Here is a 17,222-nt window from a genome sequence, read left to right as displayed (position 1 = left end):
CTACTACAATAGTTATGAAAGAGCTTATCGAATTTTATACTCAAAATATCACTACATATAAAGAGGAGTCCTCAAAAGTAAAATCTAAATTGTTAGTTTCTAGCTTACTTAGGTTGGCTGTTTTTTTATTAGCAGGTTTTGGTATTTACTTTTTTATGGGTAATTCTAAAGCTATTATGGCTGTTATTTTAGGAGCTATAATTGGTTTTGTTTTTTTAGTTTCTAGGCATTCAGACTTACAATACGGTTATCATAAATTTTTAGCTCTTATTAAGATTAACGAGATAGAGATAGATGTTTTGCATCGTAAGTTTCATAATCTTCCGGATGGAGAAGAGTTTGCAGATCCACTTCATTTTTATAGTCAAGATATAGATTTGTTTGGTAAAGGATCTTTTTATCAATTTAGCAATAGAACAGCTTTGGAGCAAGGTAGTGAGGAGTTGGCTAAACAGTTTACGGCTAATAATATTGATGATATAGAGGCCAAGCAAGAAGCGGTTAAAGAATTGGCTTCTAAGCCTAAATGGAGGCAAGAATTTGCAGCTATTGCAACGCTTGTAAAAGCTGAGGTGTCTTATAAAACTATTGTGGCGTGGATGCAAAAACATACAGCTTTTGTTCCTGTGTTTATGAAGTTTGTTCCAACAGTATTTACTGTAGTAAGTGTTGCGCTTTTTGTTTTGTATTTTTTGGGTTTTATATCTGGTTTTTTAATAGCGGGTTGGTTTTTTATGGGCTTGTTAATTACGGGTACTTATTTTAAAAAAGTAAGTAAGTTGGCTGCAGATATGGGTAAAATTCAAAGTACTTTTCAGCAGTATCAAAAACTAATTGTAGAGATAGAAAATGTTGAGTTTACGTCTAATCTACTAAAAGAAAAAAGAGAGCTTATTGTAAAAAACAGTAAAAAAACTTCTGCTGTTTTACACGAGTTTTCAAGGATTTTAGGAGCTTTAGATCAACGTAATAATATGATTTTTGGCTTTTTGGGTAACGGTTTTTTATTATGGGATATTCATCAATCTTATAAGATAGAACAATGGATAAAAGCATACGGGTCTTCTGTAGAAGAGTGGTTTAACGTTATTGCTTTTTTTGATGCGTATAATAGCTTGGGTAATTTTGCTTATAATAATGCAAATTATGTGTATCCAAATATTAATAATAACGGTAAAGTGTTATTGGTTAAAAACGCAGCACATCCATTGCTAGATCCTACTAAAAGTGTTAAAAACGATATAGATATAAATAATGCAGAGTTTTTTATAGTAACTGGTGCTAATATGGCTGGTAAAAGTACGTTTTTGCGTACAGTTTCATTACAAATTGTTATGGCTAATATGGGTTTGCCAATATGTGGTGCGGCAGCGGAATATTCTCCTATAAAATTAATTACAAGTATGCGTACAACAGACTCATTAACAGATGATGAGTCGTACTTTTTTTCTGAGTTGAAACGATTAAAATTTATTGTTGATGAAATACAAAACGATCGCTATTTTATTGTTTTAGATGAAATTTTAAAAGGAACAAATAGTACAGATAAAGCTATTGGTTCTCGTAAATTTGTAGAGAAGTTGGTAGCATCACAATCTACCGGAATTATAGCTACTCACGATCTTAGTTTGTGTAAGGCTGCGGATGAGTTGCCAGGGGTTAAAAATCATTATTTTGATGCAGAAATTATAGATAATGAACTGCATTTTGATTATAAGTTTAAAGACGGTATTTGTAAAAATATGAATGCATCGTTCTTACTTAAAAAAATGCAAATAGTAGATTAGAAATAAATCCTTATAAAAGGCATTAGAGCATCTGTATAAATACTTTTTTCGTCATCATACAACACATCATAACGCAAACCAAAAGTAACATTTTGGCTAGAGTATCCTAAGCCTAAAAATAGTGCAGGACTCCAGTAGTTGTCTGAAATGTTAGCCCCATCAAAACTAAAATTACGGTTAACACGCAGTTGTTCAAACTCTGCAGATAATTGTATGGCAGGTATCACGTTAAATAACGTTAATGCACTTGCTCCGTATGCTGTTAGTGTGTTGTCTCCAAACTTAGAGTAGTTGAAGTTTAAACCGGTGCCAATTGCAAATTGCTGGTTAACCTGGTAAATTGCACTAGGAGAAACACTGGCATTAAAAGTATCGTTCCCGAAACTAAGACCTAGTCCGCCACCAAAATGTACGTTTTTCCAAAAGTCAGAATCAGTAGTGCTAACTTGACTAAATGCTTTATTTGCAGTAAAAGTTGTTATCAAGATACTTAAAATCAATAATTTTGAAAGGAAATGCTTATTTTTTCTCATTCTTGTTATTTTTTTTCATTATTAAGCACTAAGATATGCTTATAAAAGCTAAAAGTTGTATTTTTGAATAAATTTTGTTCACAAGACAGAGAAGAATTTCAATGGATAAATATTCGTTTTTAAACGCAGCGCATACATCATTTTTTGCGACTTTATATGATAAATACTTAATTAGCCCTGACAGTGTAGAGCCAAGTTGGCGTGCCTTTTTTCAAGGTTTTGACTTTGGTCAAGAAACAGCACAAGAAGAGTTTTCTGAAAACGGACCGGCAATAGAAGCTGCAATGCCACAGTCTTTACAGAAAGAATTTAAAGTAATTAAGTTAATAGATGGGTACAGATCTAGAGGACACTTGTTCACTAAAACAAACCCAGTTCGCGAAAGAAGAAAATACACACCAACATTAGAGTTAGACAATTTTGGATTGTCTAATGAGGACTTAAGTACAGTGTTTACGGCAGGAGAAATCCTGGGTATTGGTGCTGTATCTCTTGATGAGATTATAAAACACTTAAAAAGTATTTATTGTGATGCTATTGGTGTAGAGTATATGTATATCCGTAAACCAGAGAGAGTAGAGTGGATTCAGAACTGGTTAAACGTAAATGATAATCACCCTAGGTTTAGTGCTGATAGAAAAAAGCATATTCTTAAAAAGTTAAATCAAGCTGTTTCTTTTGAGAGTTTTTTGCATACAAAATATGTAGGTCAAAAACGTTTTTCTGTAGAGGGTAATGAGTCTTTAATTCCTGCTTTAGATGCTGTTGTAGAACGTGCTGCAGAAATGGGAGTAGAGCAGTTTGTAATGGGTATGGCTCACCGTGGTAGACTTAATGTGCTTACCAATATTTTTGGTAAGGCAGCTAAAGATATATTTAGTGAGTTTGATGGTAAGGATTACGAGCAAGAAATTTTTGATGGAGATGTTAAATATCACTTAGGATGGACATCTGAGCGTAAGGCTAGTAATGGAAATAAAATAAAAATGAATATTGCGCCAAATCCATCTCACTTAGAGACTGTAGGTGCGGTAGTAGAAGGTATTGCAAGGGCTAAGCAAGATGCTCATTTTCCAGAAGATTTTTCAAAAGTATTACCAATTGTTGTGCACGGGGATGCTGCTATTGCGGGTCAAGGTTTGGTGTATGAAGTAGTGCAAATGGCAAACCTAGACGGGTATAAAACAAATGGTACTATACACATTGTTGTAAATAACCAAATTGGTTTTACTACTAATTATTTAGATGCTAGGTCGTCTACATATTGTACAGATGTTGCTAAAGTAACTTTAAGTCCTGTGCTACATGTAAATGCAGATGATGCAGAGGCTGTAGTACACGCTTCTTTATTTGCATTGGAGTACAGAATGCGTTTTAATAGAGATGTATTTATAGATTTATTAGGATATAGAAAGTACGGGCATAATGAAGGTGATGAACCTCGTTTTACACAGCCTAAATTATACAAAGCAATATCTAAACATGATAACTCTAGAGATATTTACGCAGAGCGTTTGTTATCAGAAGGTGTCATAGAAAAAGGTTTTGTTAAGGAATTAGAAAAAGAATACAAGGCTTCTTTAGAGGAGGAGTTAGAGGATTCTAGAAAAGAAGATAAAACAATCATTACGCCTTTTATGGCTGATGAGTGGAAAGGTTTTGACTCTGTCAGAGAATGGGAGATGATGAAATCTGTTGATACTACTTTTGATAAAGACAAATTAACAGAAATTGCTAAGGTAATAACAGAATTGCCTGGTGATAAAAAGTTCTTGCGTAAGGTTGAAAAGTTGGTAAAAGATCGTAAAAAAATGTTCTTTGAGACTGATAAGTTAGACTGGGCAATGGGTGAGCTTCTGGCTTACGGTACATTGTTGCAAGAAGGTTTTGGTGTTCGTATGTCTGGGCAAGATGTAGAAAGAGGTACTTTTTCTCACCGTCATGCGGTTATGAAAGTCGAAGAAAGTGAAGAAGAGATTATCTTATTAAATCACTTATCTAAAGAGCAAGCTAATTTTCAAATATACAATTCACTATTATCAGAATATGGTGTGGTTGGGTTTGATTATGGTTACGCTATGGCTAGTCCAAAAACACTTACAGTTTGGGAAGCACAATTTGGAGACTTTAGTAATGGTGCTCAAATTATGTTAGATCAATATATATCTGCAGCAGAAGATAAGTGGAAACTTCAAAACGGTTTGGTAATGTTATTGCCACACGGTTATGAAGGTCAAGGTGCAGAGCATTCATCGGCACGTATGGAAAGGTATTTGCAATTGTGTGCTAGAGATAATATGTTTATTGCAGATGTTTCTACGCCAGCACAAATGTTTCATATTTTACGTAGACAAATGAAGGTTAATTTTAGAAAACCTTTAATTATATTTACACCTAAGAGTTTGTTAAGGCATCCAAAAGCAGTTTCTACCGTAGAGGAACTTGCAACCGGAACTTTCCAAGAAGTTATAGATGATACTACTGTAAATGTTAGTAAAGTTAAGTCTCTAGTTTTTTGTACTGGTAAGTTTTATTATGATTTATTGGCAGAAAAGGAAGCTCAAGATAGAGATGATGTTGCTTTGGTAAGAGTGGAGCAGCTGTTCCCGTTACCGGCAGAAAAAATGAACGAGATTATTGCTAAGTATACAAATGCAGATGATGTTGTATGGGCACAAGAAGAACCTAGAAATATGGGGGCTTGGAGTCATATAATGATGCATTTTGCTAACGCTAATAAGCTTAGGGTTGCATCTAGACGTTTTTATGCTTCGCCTGCAGCTGGTAGTGCAGTACGTTCTAAACGTAGACACCAACAAGTAATAGATTATGTCTTTGATAAAAGCAAAGACAATATGACAAAAAGATAAACACAATAACACATCAAATAAAGTAGGATGATTTTAGAAATGAAAGTCCCTTCACCGGGAGAATCGATAACCGAAGTAGAAATAGCGGAATGGCTAGTGCAAGACGGAGATTATGTAGAGAAAGATCAAGCTATTGCAGAAGTAGATTCTGATAAAGCTACTTTGGAGCTTCCTGCAGAGGAAAGCGGAATAATTACATTAAAAGCAGAAGAGGGTGATGCTGTTGCAGTAGGTGCCGTTGTTTGTTTAATAGATACATCTGCAGCAAAACCAGAAGGTGGTGCAGAAGCACCTGCTAAAGAAGAGAAAAAAGAAGAAGCTGCTCCAAAAGCTGCCGCTCCTAAGCCTGCAGAAGCAGCAAAAACATATGCAACAGGAACAGCGTCTCCTGCAGCAAAGAAAATATTAAGTGAAAAAGGAATAGAGGCATCTGCTGTAAAGGGTACAGGTAAAGATGGTAGAGTTACTAAAGATGATGCTGTAAAAGCAGTACCGTCTATGGGAACACCAACTACTGGTGGTAACCGTGGCGAAACTCGTTCTAAGTTGTCAATGTTACGTCGTAAAGTAGCAGAGCGTTTGGTTTCAGCTAAAAATGAAACAGCAATGCTTACTACATTTAACGAGGTAGATATGTCTCCTATTTTTGCGTTACGTAGTCAGTATAAAGATGACTTTAGAGCTAAGCACGGTGTTGGTTTAGGTTTTATGTCTTTCTTTACTAAGGCGGTTGTCCGTGCATTAGAAATGTATCCTTCTGTAAATGCAATGATAGATGGTAAGGAGATGATTTCTTACGATTTTGCAGATATTAGTATTGCAGTATCTGGCCCAAAAGGGTTAATGGTTCCTGTAATTAGAAATGCAGAAAACTTAACTTTTAGAGGAGTTGAGTCAGAGGTAAAGCGTTTGGCTATTAGAGCTCGTGAAGGTGAAATTACTGTAGATGAAATGACAGGCGGAACATTTACCATTACAAATGGTGGTGTTTTTGGTTCTATGTTATCTACACCAATTATTAACCCTCCGCAGAGTGCTATTTTAGGAATGCACAATATAGTAGAGCGACCAATTGCTAAAAATGGTGAAGTGGTTATTGCTCCTATTATGTATGTAGCTTTATCTTATGATCATAGAATTATTGATGGTAAAGAATCTGTAGGTTTCTTAGTTGCGGTTAAAGAAGCACTAGAAAACCCAGAAGAGTTATTAATGAACAATGATGTTAAGAAAGCATTAGAAATGTAATCTTAATTAATAGATATAAAAAAGGGCTGAAGTTTTAACTTTAGCCCTTTTTTTATGAGAATTGCTTTGCTAGTTGCAATTCATATCTGTTTTAGATTCGCTGTCTGCATTGGGGAAGCAATTGCCAGAAGGTAAACTTTCTGGTGTGTATCTGCTTAAATTAGTGTCGTATAATGCATTTTCTACAAAAGCTGTTAAGTCATTAATTTCTTCTTCTGTTAAGTTTAGTGGAACAAAATCTGAAGCTAATTGATTTTGAGGTACATTGTTGTTTTCTGCTACAGCCTTGTTTTTGTATTCTATTACGTCTTTAATAGAAGTAAAACTTCCGCCGTGACCAAAGTTTGTTGCGTCTTTTAAATTGTATAAAGATGGAATTTTAAATTTGTAATTATCCTCTTCCTTACCGGTAAATCCGCCTCTGCCTTTTTTTGTAGTTTCATCAATAATAATATGAGAGCTGTTAGGGTCTAAATCATTCATTCCTAATGCATAAAAACCTGTTTTGTTTAACCCTGGGCCAGAGTGGCATTTAAAACATTCAGCTTTTCCAAAGAATAAATTAGCTCCATTTATTTCTTTAGGAGATAAGGCTACTTCATTTCCTTTTAAAAACTCCTGAAAAGGAGCTTGGTTTGCAAGCACTGTTCTTTCGTAAGCGGCAATTGCTAAACCAGCATTTATTGTAGAATATCTATTTTCTTCGGGTACATTAGGAAAAGCAGCATCAAATAAGCTTTTGTAACCATTATTGTTTAAAAAATCTGTGTCTATAAGTAGTCTGTGAACACCTAAGCCGGCTATTGCTTGTATTTCAATACCTTCAAAACCAAGGTTATTTCTTTCTTTAGGGGTGTCTACTGTCCAGTTGCTTTCGGTTCCGGCATTTTCGCCTGTTCCTCCAAACTGACCATTCCATAACATTACTTTTTGGTAGGCAGTGTTTAAAATACTAGGAGATTTTATAGGTTGTACATCTAGATCTTCTTCTAGGTAGTCTATAGACATATGTCTTGTTTCTCCTTTAGACCCATAACCAAAACCGCCTTCGCCAATGCCTTGTAAGTTTCCGCTTTGAAAACCTGCAGCAGCATGGTGGCAACTAGCACAAGAATATGTATTAGCTCCAATTTCTTTTTTAGGGTTTAGTGCTAATCCTGTTTCGTGAAAAAGAAATTTACCTAAAGCAACTTTTTCTACTGTAAGCGGATTTTTTGGGTCGCTCGGTATTTTGCTTAAGTTGGTTTCTGCAGGTAATTGTAAAGCTTCTAAAGATCCGTAAAGAGAGGTTATTTTGTCTTCTAAAACACTAGTTTCTGCTTTTTGGTAGTTGTCATCGTCATTAGAACAACTACTTGTAAATAAAATGCCAACTACTAGTAAGCAGTATGTATTTATTTTTGATATTGACATGATTAGGATATTTGATAGGCAAAATTGAAAGTTTGCTAAAAACTATCATTAAAAAATCGGTACAATACGTATATATAAGGTAAGTGTTAATTATAACTTAAAATAAACACATTTTTTATTGTAGTCAATAATTGCTTTAGTCTTTTTTAATATATCTGCTCCTATAATACCGTCTACAGGTAATGCGTTGTGGTTAATAAGGGCTTGGTTAACGTGTACCAAATCAAACAAAACAATTTTTAATTTTTTATATTTCCAATCCCCAATTTTTATGGTGTTTTTAGTTGAAATCTGAGTGTCCATTTCTGTTGCGCCAGCACCAGCAGCTTTTATTTCAGAATCTTCAGGTGTTAGTTTAAAGTTTTCAATTTTATCTATGCCTATGCAGGTGTTAGATGCTCCTGTGTCTAAAATAAATCTGCCTGAAACATTATTTATTTTTGCTTTTATTTCAAAATGATTAGTAGGTGTAAGTGTTAAATTAATTTTAGTGTAATCTTTATGAAGCAAGAATTTTTTTAAACTAGACATGTATTTAATTTTTGTGCAAATATATATCAATCTTTAAAAGAGAAAGTAAAAACAAACTATATCAACCTAAAAACAATAAAATCTACTAGATAATTCTATTTTTGCGGTATGATATTTACAGATACACATACACATTTATATAGTGAAGCTTTTAATGAGGATAGGGGAGAAGCAATACAAAATGCAATTGATAAAGGCGTGGAACGATTTTTTATTCCTGCAATAGATTCTACATATACAGCATCTATGTTGTCACTGGAAGATGCTTATCCTGATAATGTTTTTTTAATGATGGGCTTGCATCCAACGCATGTAAAAGAAAACTACCATGTAGAGTTGTTGCATATTGAAGAAATGCTGGCGCAACGTAAGTTTTATGCCGTTGGGGAAATTGGAATAGATTTATTTTGGGATAAAACGTTTTTAAAAGAGCAGCAATACGCTTTTAAACATCAAATACAATTAGCAAAAAAGTACAAGTTGCCTATAGTTATTCATTGTAGAGATGCTTTTGATGAAGTTTTTGAAATTTTGGAAGAAGAAAAAGGCGATGATTTATATGGTATTTTTCATTGTTTTACAGGGACATTAGAACAAGCAAGACTAGCAATATCTTATAATATGAAATTAGGTATTGGTGGAGTGGTGACTTTTAAAAATGGCAAAATTGATAAGTTTTTAAATGAAATTAATCTTAAGCACATTGTTTTAGAAACAGATGCCCCTTATTTGGCTCCTACACCATTTAGAGGAAAAAGAAATGAAAGTGCATACCTTATTAATGTTGCTGAAAAATTAGCAGACATATATAATAAGGATGTAAAGGAAATAGCAGAGATAACTACTAAAAATTCTATAGACGTTTTTGGTGTTTAAAGTGATAGGTAAGATGGCAGATACTACAAAAATATTATTGGTATATACTGGTGGTACAATTGGTATGGTTAAGGATTATAAAACAGGAGCACTAAAGGCTTTTAATTTTAATAATCTAATGAAAAGTATACCGGAATTAAAACAGTTAGACTGTTCTGTGGATAGTGTTTCTTTTGATGAGCCTATAGATTCGTCTAATATGAATACTACGCACTGGGTAAAAATTGCAACAATTATTGAAGAGAACTATGAGGCCTTTGATGGTTTTGTAATTTTGCATGGTAGCGATACTATGAGTTACACTGCTTCTGCATTAAGTTATATGTTAGAGCACTTAAGTAAGCCTGTAATATTAACAGGTTCTCAATTGCCAATTGGAGATTTGCGTACAGATGCTAAAGAAAATTTAATTACATCTATACAGGTGGCTGCATTACAAAAAAATAATAAGGCAGTAATACAGGAGGTTTGCTTGTATTTTGAGTATAAATTGTATAGAGGTAATAGAACAACAAAAATAAATGCAGAGCATTTTGAAGCCTTTGCATCTTTAAATTACCCAGAATTGGCAGAATCTGGAGTGCATTTAAAAGTGAACAAAGAGTATTTAAGGAAAAAGAAGCATCAAAAAGCATTAAAAGTGCATAAAAACTTAGATGACAATGTTGCTATTTTAAAATTATTCCCTGGTTTAAATAAAAATGTACTTAAAAGTGTGTTAAATATTCCTGATTTGAAAGGATTGGTTTTAGAGACTTATGGTGCAGGAAATGCTCCAACAGAGAAATGGCTGTTAGATGACTTAAAAAATGCAATAAAAAAAGGATTGTATATCGTTAATGTTACGCAGTGCTCTGGAGGTAGTGTTTTGCTGGGTCAGTATGAAACTAGTGAGGAATTACAAAGCTTGCAAATTATTAATGGTAAGGATATTACAACAGAGGCGGCTGTAACTAAGTTAATGTATTTATTAGGAACAGGAGTGTCTCCAAAGCTATTTAAAACACTTTTTGAAACTCCTTTGCGTGGAGAATTGCAATAAAAATAACATATTATATTTCTTTAACTAATATTTTTTTTGTTATTTGGACGCCGTTAAACTTATAAAGAGAGAGGTGGCCGAGTGGTCGAAGGCGCACGCCTGGAAAGTGTGTATACATCAAAAGTGTATCGAGGGTTCGAATCCCTTCCTCTCTGCAGATAAGTTTGCGTTTAATTTTATTATAACATTTTTTTTTTATCTTTAACCCTATTAACTAACTAAATTAAGTTTCGAAAATGAAAAGATTATCATCTATCCTAGCTGTAGCTGGGTTGTTTGTTTTTAGTACAAATACAGTAAATGCAGCTACATTATTACAAGATGCAGCGGAGAAAGAAGCGCCAAAAGGTTTTGTTCAAGTTTTAAAAGAACAATTTATTACTGGTGGACCTGCTTTTATGGGTATTGTACTTTTATGTTTAATTCTTGGTCTTGCAGTGGCAATTGAAAGAATTATCTATTTAAATATGGCAAGCACAAACACTGCTAAATTAAAGCAAAGAGTTGAAGACGCATTAGCATCTGGTGGTGTAGAAGCAGCTAAAGAAGTATGTAGAAACACAAAAGGACCTGTAGCATCTATTTTTTACCAAGGTTTAGATAGAGCTGGTGAAAGCGTAGAATCTGCTGAGAAAGCTGTTGTTGCTTACGGTGGTGTACAAATGGGACAGTTAGAGAAAAACGTTTCTTGGTTGTCTTTATTTATCGCTATTGCGCCAATGCTTGGTTTCATGGGTACGGTAATTGGTATGATCCAGGCCTTCCAAAAGATTGCAGCAGTTGGTAACTTAAGTGCATCTTTAATTGCAGGTGATATTCAGGTTGCATTATTAACAACTGTATTTGGTCTTGTTACTGCCATTATTCTTCAAATTTTTTACAACTACATCATTGCTAAAATTGATAGTATTGTAAATGATATGGAGGATTCATCAATCTCATTGATTGATATGTTGGTAGATCACAAAAAATAAGTCGGACCTTAATACAAAAGCATTATGCAAAAAATAATAAAAATAGCCTTAATTGTAATAGGCGTTATATCAGCTGTGCTATGGTATTTTTTACCATCAGGGGATTTTACTATTCCTGAGGTAGCAGCTGAGGCAGCAAACAGTAGTGCAATGAATATGATGTTTATGATTACTTACCTTTTATTAGGTGTAGCAGTAGTTGTAGCATTGGTTTATACACTAAAGAACTTGTTTTCTACTCCAGAAAACCTTAAAAAAGCTTTATTTGCTTTAGTTGGTTTTGCACTTGTAGTAATTATTTCGTATTTTATTTCAAACGGAGACGATCTAGATCCTCAGTTTTTAACAGATATGAATGCTACAACTAGTACAGTTAAAAACATTGGAACAGGTATTTATACTTTCTTAATTTTAGCAGTGATAGCTGTTGTTCTAATGATTGTACCAAGTGTAAAAAAACTAATTGGTAAATAAAAAATAATAATTATGGCAAGAAGAGGTGGAGCACCAGAAGTAAATGCCGGTTCTATGGCAGACATTGCTTTCTTACTCCTTATCTTTTTCTTAGTAACTACTACTATAGAAACAGATGCAGGTTTAGATCGTATGTTGCCTCCTAAAGAGCCGCCTACTGATGAGCAAATAGTACTAAAGCAAAAGAATATTTTTACTGTACAAATTGGTAAAGATGGTCAGTTGCTAGTAGAAGAGGATCTTATGGATCTTAAGGATTTAAAAGATGCGGCAATTGCTTTTTTAGATAACGGTGGAGCAGTAAAAGGAGATCCTGATTACTGTGATTACTGTGAAGGAGCAAGAAGCACAGAGTCTTCTGACAACCCGTTTAAAGCGGTTATATCGTTAAAGAACGATCGTGAGACTAAGTATTCTGTTTACATTACAGTGCAGAATGAACTAGTTGCAGCGTATAACGCTTTACGTAACAGAGCAGCTAAAAAACTTGGTTACAATATGTCTTTTACAGAAATGGAAGCGGCATACTCAAACCAAGAAACTCCAGATGAGACTAAAGAAAAGTTAAAGGTTAGAATCAAAAAGATTCAAGATCTTTATCCTCAGAAATTATCTGAAGCTGAAACGACAACAAATTAATATTAATACAAAGGAATATGTCAAAATTTAAAAAGAAAAAAGACGGAGAATTACCTCCAGTTTCTACGGCTTCTCTTCCGGATATTGTATTTATGCTTTTGTTTTTCTTTATGACGGTTACAGTGATGAAAGATAGCGAGCCAATGGTAGCAAACGAGTTGCCAAACGCTTCTGAAATCAAAAAGCTAGAAAAGAAAGACAGGGTAGTTTATATTTTTGTTGGTCAACCTACAGAAAAATATCAAAGTGCTTTTGGTAAAGAGCCTAAGATACAGTTAAACGATAAGTTTGCTAATGTTTCTGAAGTAGGAGATTACGTTTTAGAAGAAATAGCTAAGAAGCCTCAAGAGGTTCAAAGTTCTATAACAACTGCTTTAAAAATAGATAAGAATGCCAATATGGGTATTGTTATGGATATTAAAGAAGAGTTGAGAAAAGTAAATGCTTTAAAAGTAAATTACACCACTTATGAAGGTGATGCTTTTAAAAATTTACAATAATTTAGATAGTTAAACTATTATATGCGCTTCAAATAGGTAAAACTATTTGAAGCGTTTTTTTATACATTAACTTTTATTATTTGCTATGCGTTGTTTAAGTTTTTTATTATTTTTTGTTTTGCTAGGTAGTTCTGTATATGCGCAAAATAAAGAAGTAGATAGTCTTTATTTAGAGGATCAGTTCTATGTAGGTGTTACTTATAACACTTTTGCAGATAAGCCAGCTAATTTAGATCAACGCAACTTACCATATGGTTTACAACTTGGCTTTATTAAGGATTTACCTATTAATAAAAATAGAACAGTTGGCTTTGGGTTAGGTTTGGGCTATGCAGTAAATAATTACTATTCTAATTTAGTTGCTTCTAAACAGGATAATACTATTAGTTATGTTCTTGTTGATGATGATTTTGATTATACGCGTAGTAAAATAGAAACTCATTTGATAGAAATGCCTATAGAGTTTCGTTGGCGAAGATCTACACCTACTAAATATAAGTTTTTTAGAATTTATGCAGGTGCAAAATTGGGTTATGTTTTTAGCGCTAAGTCTAAATTTGTTTCTGATGATTTAAAAGACGTATTTAAAAACACAGATGTATCTAACTTTAGATATGGACTACAGTTTAACATTGGGTATAATACGTGGAATATACACGTTTATTACGGGTTGAATAGCTTGTTGGATAATGCTTATGTTGGTGATGAGCAATTAAATATGAAGCCAATACGAATAGGTTTTAACTTTTATATATTATAGCCAATATTTAATAGTGATTAACTGTGAGGTTAATCCAATTACAAAACCAACAATTATTTCTAAAGTAGTATTTGTTTTTAAATAGAGTTTAGCTGTAGATACTAAACCTGTGCATAAAATAGTAATAGCAATTGCATAAATAATATTTATTTCAAAATGCACGCTAAGGCTTATTAAAAACATAAGTAAGCTTCCCATTCCTGCGGCGTGTAAACTGCTCTTAAAACGAATAAAAAGTAACAATAGAGAGCTAAATATAGCAGCAAGCATACCTAGAAAGAAAAAGAAAAGTTCTGCGCTGTAATTGTTAGGTATAACTTTATAAACAACAAGTAGTAATAATCCTAAGCTAATATATAAAGGGTATTTGCGTTCTTTTATGGTTGGTAAACTGTAGGATGTGATTATACCTATGCTCCTAAGTATAATATAGCACACTACAGGTACAATAACAGTTAAAATTAGAATAGGTAACATGTTACCTAAAAAATGATTTTGAGTATAATACTGTGGTGTTATTTTAAAATAGCAAATACAACCAATTATGGGAATAAATAAAGGGTGGAAAATAGAGGATATAATCTTGTAAAATCCCTTCATTAAATTTGTTTTCTTAACCTTGCTACAGGTATGTTTAATTGCTCCCTGTACTTTGCAACTGTACGGCGTGCAATAGGATATCCTTTTTCTTTTAGTATAGCAGCAAGTTTGTCATCTGTTAAAGGCTTTCTTTTTTCTTCTTCGCCAATAACATTTTCTAGTATTTTTTTAATCTCTTTAGTAGATACATCTTCACCTTGTTCGTTTTTCATTGATTCAGAAAAGTATTCTTTTATCAATTTGGTTCCGTATGGTGTGTCTACATACTTACTGTTTGCTACTCTAGAGACTGTAGATACGTCCATACCAATAGTATCTGCAATATCTTTTAATATCATTGGTCTAAGTTTGCGCTCATCACCAGTTAAAAAATATTCTTCTTGGTAGTTCATGATAGCACTCATAGTTACAAAGAGTGTTTGTTGTCTTTGTTTTATAGCGTCTATAAACCATTTTGCTGCATCTAACTTTTGTTTGATGAAGAAAACAGTGTCTTTTTGAGATTTAGATTTTGTTTTTGAGTTTTTATATCCTTCTAGCATATTGTTATACTGTCTAGATACGTGCAACTCAGGAGCATTTCTTCCGTTTAAAGTAAGTTCTAGTTCTCCTTCAGCAATTTTTATAGAAAAATCTGGTACAATATGCTCAATAGCTCTTGTGTTGCCAGCATACGATCCGCCCGGTTTTGGGTTTAGTTTTTCAATTTCTGAAATAGCACCTTTTAGTTCTTCTTCAGTAATGTTGTGCTTTTGTATTAGTTTTTTGTAATGTTTTTTTGTGAACTGATCAAAAGACTTTTGTAAAATCTGAATAGCTAATTCTATCTCTGGTGTTTGTTCCTTTCTAGATAATTGAATAATTAAACATTCTTCTAAAGATCTTGCAGCAACTCCAGGAGGGTCTAATTCTTGTACTAAATTTAAAACCTTTATTATGTCTTTTTCTTCGGCAAATACATTTTGTGTAAAAGCCAGGTCATCCATAATGTCTGTAATTGGCCTACGTATGTATCCGCTTTCATCTACACTTCCAATTAAAAACTCGGCTATAGACCAATCTTTATCGTCTAAGTAAACCGTATTTAACTGGGTCATTAAATATTGATGAAAAGAGGTTCCTGCTGCATAAGGAATACTCTTTTCATCATCATCTGCACTGTAATTATTTGCTTGTGTACGGTAATCTGGTACTTCATCATCAGAAAGATATTCATCTATATTAATATCTTCAGCTTCAATTTTTTCAGTATCATTATCGTACAAATCATCATATTCATCCTCTATAGAATCGGCTTCATCTTTACCGGTTTCTAAAGCAGGATTTTCTTCTAACTCTTGTTTTAAACGTTGTTCAAAAGCTTGAGTAGGAAGTTGAATTAACTTCATAAGTTGAATCTGTTGTGGAGACAACTTTTGAGATAACTTAAATTGTAGGTGTTGTTTAAGCATTAATGTTAATTCTTTTTATGATTTTGTTTGTTAATTATTAAAATTCAGCATTTTGAGGTGTTCTTGGAAAAGGAATTACATCTCTAATGTTACCCATTCCGGTAGCAAAAAGTACTAGACGTTCAAAACCAAGACCAAAACCACTGTGTACAGCACTACCATATTTACGTAGGTCTGTGTACCACCATAATTCTTTTTCGTCTATATCTAATGCTTTCATTTTTTCTAAAAGAACATCTAAACGTTCTTCTCTTTGTGAGCCACCAACTATTTCTCCAATGCCAGGGAAAAGAATGTCCATTGCTCTTACTGTTTTTCCGTCTTCATTTAAACGCATATAAAATGCTTTTATTTTTGCAGGATAATCAAACAATATAACCGGACATTTAAAATGCTTTTCAACTAGAAAACGTTCGTGTTCACTTTGTAAATCTGCACCCCATTCATTAATTAAGTATTTAAACTTCTTCTTTTTGTTTGGTTTGCAGTTTCTTAAAATATCTATAGCCTCTGTGTAAGTTACTCTTTTGAAGTTATTTTCTGTGATAAATTTTAATTTTTCAATTAAAGGCATATCACTACGTTCTGCTGCAGGTTTAGATTTTTCTTCGTCTAATAAACGTTTTTCTAAAAACTCTAAATCGTCTTTGCAATTTTCTAATACATAAGATAATACGCTTTTTATGAAATCTTCTGCTAGGTCCATATTGGCATCTAAATCATAAAAAGCCATTTCAGGTTCTATCATCCAAAACTCTGCTAAATGTCTAGATGTGTTAGAGTTTTCTGCTCTAAATGTTGGTCCAAATGTATATACTTTACCAAGACCCATTGCATAAGTTTCTGCTTCTAATTGGCCAGATACGGTAAGGTTGGTTTCTTTACCAAAAAAATCTTCGCTGTAGTTTACGGTACCATCTTCATTTAAAGGTGGGTTTTTGCTATCTAAAGTAGATACTTTAAATATTTCTCCAGCTCCTTCTGCATCAGAACCAGTTATAATTGGTGTGTGCACGTGGTAAAATCCATTTTGCTGAAAGTATTGGTGTACAGCAAAAGATAATGCAGAGCGCATACGCATAACTGCAGAAAAAGTGTTTGTTCTTACACGTAAATGTGCTTTTTCTCTTAAAAATTCTAAAGTGTGTTTTTTAGGCTGAATTGGATAAGTCTCTGGGTCAGCACCACCGTGAATTTCTAAGGTAGAAACTTGTATTTCTACAGACTGTCCTTTTCCTTGACTTTCTACAAGTGTACCTTTTACTTTAATAGCAGCGCCAGTAGATACTTGTTTTAGTAAGCTTTCGTCTAATTTTTCAAAATCTACAACACATTGAATGTTTTGTATAGTAGAACCATCATTTAAGGCAACAAATCTGTTGCTTCTAAATGTTTTTACCCAACCGCTAACGGTTACTTCTTGTAAAAGATGTTTTCCGGACAATAAATCCTTAATGCTGTTTGTGTTCATTATAAAATATACTTCTTATTTTAAGTGATAAAGATAACTTTTTTTAAATCGTC

Annotated in this window: 16 protein-coding genes and 1 tRNA gene; 11 read left to right on the top strand and 6 right to left on the bottom strand. The window is 33.3% G+C overall.

Annotated elements, in window-relative coordinates; translation table 11 throughout:
- The first annotated feature begins 14 nt into the window (after positions 1 to 14).
- Positions 15 to 1,787: a MutS-related protein gene (locus tag AX016_RS01615; protein ID WP_100893939.1), complete on the top strand. Its 1,773-nt coding sequence runs from the start codon at positions 15 to 17 to the stop codon at positions 1,785 to 1,787.
- Here AX016_RS01615 and AX016_RS01610 read toward each other — a convergent pair.
- Positions 1,784 to 2,320 (bottom strand): alpha-ketoglutarate decarboxylase, encoded by a 537-nt coding sequence (locus AX016_RS01610; protein ID WP_100893938.1) that lies wholly within the window; start codon positions 2,318 to 2,320, stop codon positions 1,784 to 1,786. The two genes, AX016_RS01615 and AX016_RS01610, sit on opposite strands and share 4 nt — an antisense overlap.
- 101 nt (positions 2,321 to 2,421) lie before the next feature.
- Here AX016_RS01610 and AX016_RS01605 point away from each other — a divergent pair, with 101 nt between their 5' ends.
- Together AX016_RS01605 and odhB are read left to right on the top strand one after the other, a co-directional pair.
- Entirely contained in the window at positions 2,422 to 5,190 is a 2,769-nt protein-coding gene (locus AX016_RS01605; protein ID WP_100893937.1) for a 2-oxoglutarate dehydrogenase E1 component, read from the top strand.
- A 27-nt stretch (positions 5,191 to 5,217) separates the two neighbouring features.
- Positions 5,218 to 6,438, top strand: coding sequence for a 2-oxoglutarate dehydrogenase complex dihydrolipoyllysine-residue succinyltransferase (gene odhB, locus AX016_RS01600; RefSeq protein WP_100893936.1), 1,221 nt, complete (start codon positions 5,218 to 5,220; stop codon positions 6,436 to 6,438).
- 69 nt (positions 6,439 to 6,507) lie between these two features.
- Here odhB and AX016_RS01595 read toward each other — a convergent pair whose 3' ends face one another.
- Together AX016_RS01595 and AX016_RS01590 are read right to left on the bottom strand one after the other, a co-directional pair.
- Positions 6,508 to 7,851, bottom strand: coding sequence for a cytochrome-c peroxidase (locus AX016_RS01595; protein WP_100893935.1), 1,344 nt, complete (start codon positions 7,849 to 7,851; stop codon positions 6,508 to 6,510).
- 90 nt (positions 7,852 to 7,941) lie between these two features.
- Positions 7,942 to 8,382 (bottom strand): retropepsin-like aspartic protease family protein, encoded by a 441-nt coding sequence (locus tag AX016_RS01590; protein ID WP_100893934.1) that lies wholly within the window; start codon positions 8,380 to 8,382, stop codon positions 7,942 to 7,944.
- A 108-nt stretch (positions 8,383 to 8,490) separates the two neighbouring features.
- Here AX016_RS01590 and AX016_RS01585 point away from each other — a divergent pair, with 108 nt between their 5' ends.
- From AX016_RS01585 to AX016_RS01550, 8 genes are all read left to right on the top strand, one after another.
- Complete coding sequence (locus AX016_RS01585) at positions 8,491 to 9,258, top strand: TatD family hydrolase (RefSeq protein WP_100893933.1); 768 nt, start codon at positions 8,491 to 8,493, stop codon at positions 9,256 to 9,258.
- Between the two features lie 13 nt (positions 9,259 to 9,271).
- Complete coding sequence (locus AX016_RS01580) at positions 9,272 to 10,300, top strand: asparaginase (protein ID WP_100893932.1); 1,029 nt, start codon at positions 9,272 to 9,274, stop codon at positions 10,298 to 10,300.
- Positions 10,301 to 10,367: 67 nt separating this feature from the next.
- Positions 10,368 to 10,455: transfer RNA gene (locus AX016_RS01575), tRNA-Ser, on the top strand.
- Between the two features lie 81 nt (positions 10,456 to 10,536).
- Entirely contained in the window at positions 10,537 to 11,274 is a 738-nt protein-coding gene (locus tag AX016_RS01570) for a MotA/TolQ/ExbB proton channel family protein (RefSeq protein WP_100893931.1), read from the top strand.
- A 24-nt stretch (positions 11,275 to 11,298) separates the two neighbouring features.
- The gene (locus AX016_RS01565) at positions 11,299 to 11,748 is read left to right on the top strand and encodes a hypothetical protein (protein WP_100893930.1); all 450 of its coding nucleotides are present in this window, start codon (positions 11,299 to 11,301) and stop codon (positions 11,746 to 11,748) included.
- Between the two features lie 12 nt (positions 11,749 to 11,760).
- Positions 11,761 to 12,387 carry an ExbD/TolR family protein gene (locus tag AX016_RS01560; RefSeq protein WP_100893929.1) on the top strand — a complete coding sequence of 209 codons (627 nt, stop codon included), beginning with the start codon at positions 11,761 to 11,763 and terminating at the stop codon, positions 12,385 to 12,387.
- Positions 12,388 to 12,404: 17 nt separating this feature from the next.
- The gene (locus tag AX016_RS01555; RefSeq protein ID WP_100893928.1) at positions 12,405 to 12,887 is read left to right on the top strand and encodes an ExbD/TolR family protein; all 483 of its coding nucleotides are present in this window, start codon (positions 12,405 to 12,407) and stop codon (positions 12,885 to 12,887) included.
- A gap of 85 nt (positions 12,888 to 12,972) precedes the next feature.
- Positions 12,973 to 13,647 (top strand): porin family protein, encoded by a 675-nt coding sequence (locus tag AX016_RS01550; RefSeq protein WP_100893927.1) that lies wholly within the window; start codon positions 12,973 to 12,975, stop codon positions 13,645 to 13,647.
- Here the strand turns inward: AX016_RS01550 and AX016_RS01545 are convergent.
- From AX016_RS01545 to asnS, 3 genes are all read right to left on the bottom strand, one after another.
- Entirely contained in the window at positions 13,642 to 14,124 is a 483-nt protein-coding gene (locus AX016_RS01545) for a hypothetical protein (RefSeq protein WP_232732582.1), read from the bottom strand. The two genes, AX016_RS01550 and AX016_RS01545, sit on opposite strands and share 6 nt — an antisense overlap.
- Positions 14,125 to 14,246: 122 nt before the next feature.
- Positions 14,247 to 15,698: an RNA polymerase factor sigma-54 gene (gene rpoN / locus AX016_RS01540; RefSeq protein WP_100893925.1), complete on the bottom strand. Its 1,452-nt coding sequence runs from the start codon at positions 15,696 to 15,698 to the stop codon at positions 14,247 to 14,249.
- A 37-nt stretch (positions 15,699 to 15,735) separates the two neighbouring features.
- Complete coding sequence (gene asnS / locus AX016_RS01535; protein WP_100893924.1) at positions 15,736 to 17,169, bottom strand: asparagine--tRNA ligase; 1,434 nt, start codon at positions 17,167 to 17,169, stop codon at positions 15,736 to 15,738.
- Between the last annotated feature and the right edge of the window lie 53 nt (positions 17,170 to 17,222).

Origin of the sequence: Cellulophaga sp. RHA19 (assembly GCF_002813425.1) — a bacterium.
Classification (GTDB): domain Bacteria; phylum Bacteroidota; class Bacteroidia; order Flavobacteriales; family Flavobacteriaceae; genus Cellulophaga.
Note: the sequence above shows the minus strand (reverse complement) of the source record. Positions and strands in the feature narration are given on the sequence as shown.

Coding starts and splice junctions, on each gene's coding strand:
- AX016_RS01615 (WP_100893939.1), top strand. CDS start 15: ATGAAAGAGCTTATCGAATTTTATACTCAAAATATCACTACATATAAA.
- AX016_RS01610 (WP_100893938.1), bottom strand. CDS start 2,320: ATGAGAAAAAATAAGCATTTCCTTTCAAAATTATTGATTTTAAGTATC.
- AX016_RS01605 (WP_100893937.1), top strand. CDS start 2,422: ATGGATAAATATTCGTTTTTAAACGCAGCGCATACATCATTTTTTGCG.
- odhB (WP_100893936.1), top strand. CDS start 5,218: ATGATTTTAGAAATGAAAGTCCCTTCACCGGGAGAATCGATAACCGAA.
- AX016_RS01595 (WP_100893935.1), bottom strand. CDS start 7,851: ATGTCAATATCAAAAATAAATACATACTGCTTACTAGTAGTTGGCATT.
- AX016_RS01590 (WP_100893934.1), bottom strand. CDS start 8,382: ATGTCTAGTTTAAAAAAATTCTTGCTTCATAAAGATTACACTAAAATT.
- AX016_RS01585 (WP_100893933.1), top strand. CDS start 8,491: ATGATATTTACAGATACACATACACATTTATATAGTGAAGCTTTTAAT.
- AX016_RS01580 (WP_100893932.1), top strand. CDS start 9,272: ATGGCAGATACTACAAAAATATTATTGGTATATACTGGTGGTACAATT.
- AX016_RS01570 (WP_100893931.1), top strand. CDS start 10,537: ATGAAAAGATTATCATCTATCCTAGCTGTAGCTGGGTTGTTTGTTTTT.
- AX016_RS01565 (WP_100893930.1), top strand. CDS start 11,299: ATGCAAAAAATAATAAAAATAGCCTTAATTGTAATAGGCGTTATATCA.
- AX016_RS01560 (WP_100893929.1), top strand. CDS start 11,761: ATGGCAAGAAGAGGTGGAGCACCAGAAGTAAATGCCGGTTCTATGGCA.
- AX016_RS01555 (WP_100893928.1), top strand. CDS start 12,405: ATGTCAAAATTTAAAAAGAAAAAAGACGGAGAATTACCTCCAGTTTCT.
- AX016_RS01550 (WP_100893927.1), top strand. CDS start 12,973: ATGCGTTGTTTAAGTTTTTTATTATTTTTTGTTTTGCTAGGTAGTTCT.
- AX016_RS01545 (WP_232732582.1), bottom strand. CDS start 14,124: ATGTTACCTATTCTAATTTTAACTGTTATTGTACCTGTAGTGTGCTAT.
- rpoN (WP_100893925.1), bottom strand. CDS start 15,698: ATGCTTAAACAACACCTACAATTTAAGTTATCTCAAAAGTTGTCTCCA.
- asnS (WP_100893924.1), bottom strand. CDS start 17,169: ATGAACACAAACAGCATTAAGGATTTATTGTCCGGAAAACATCTTTTA.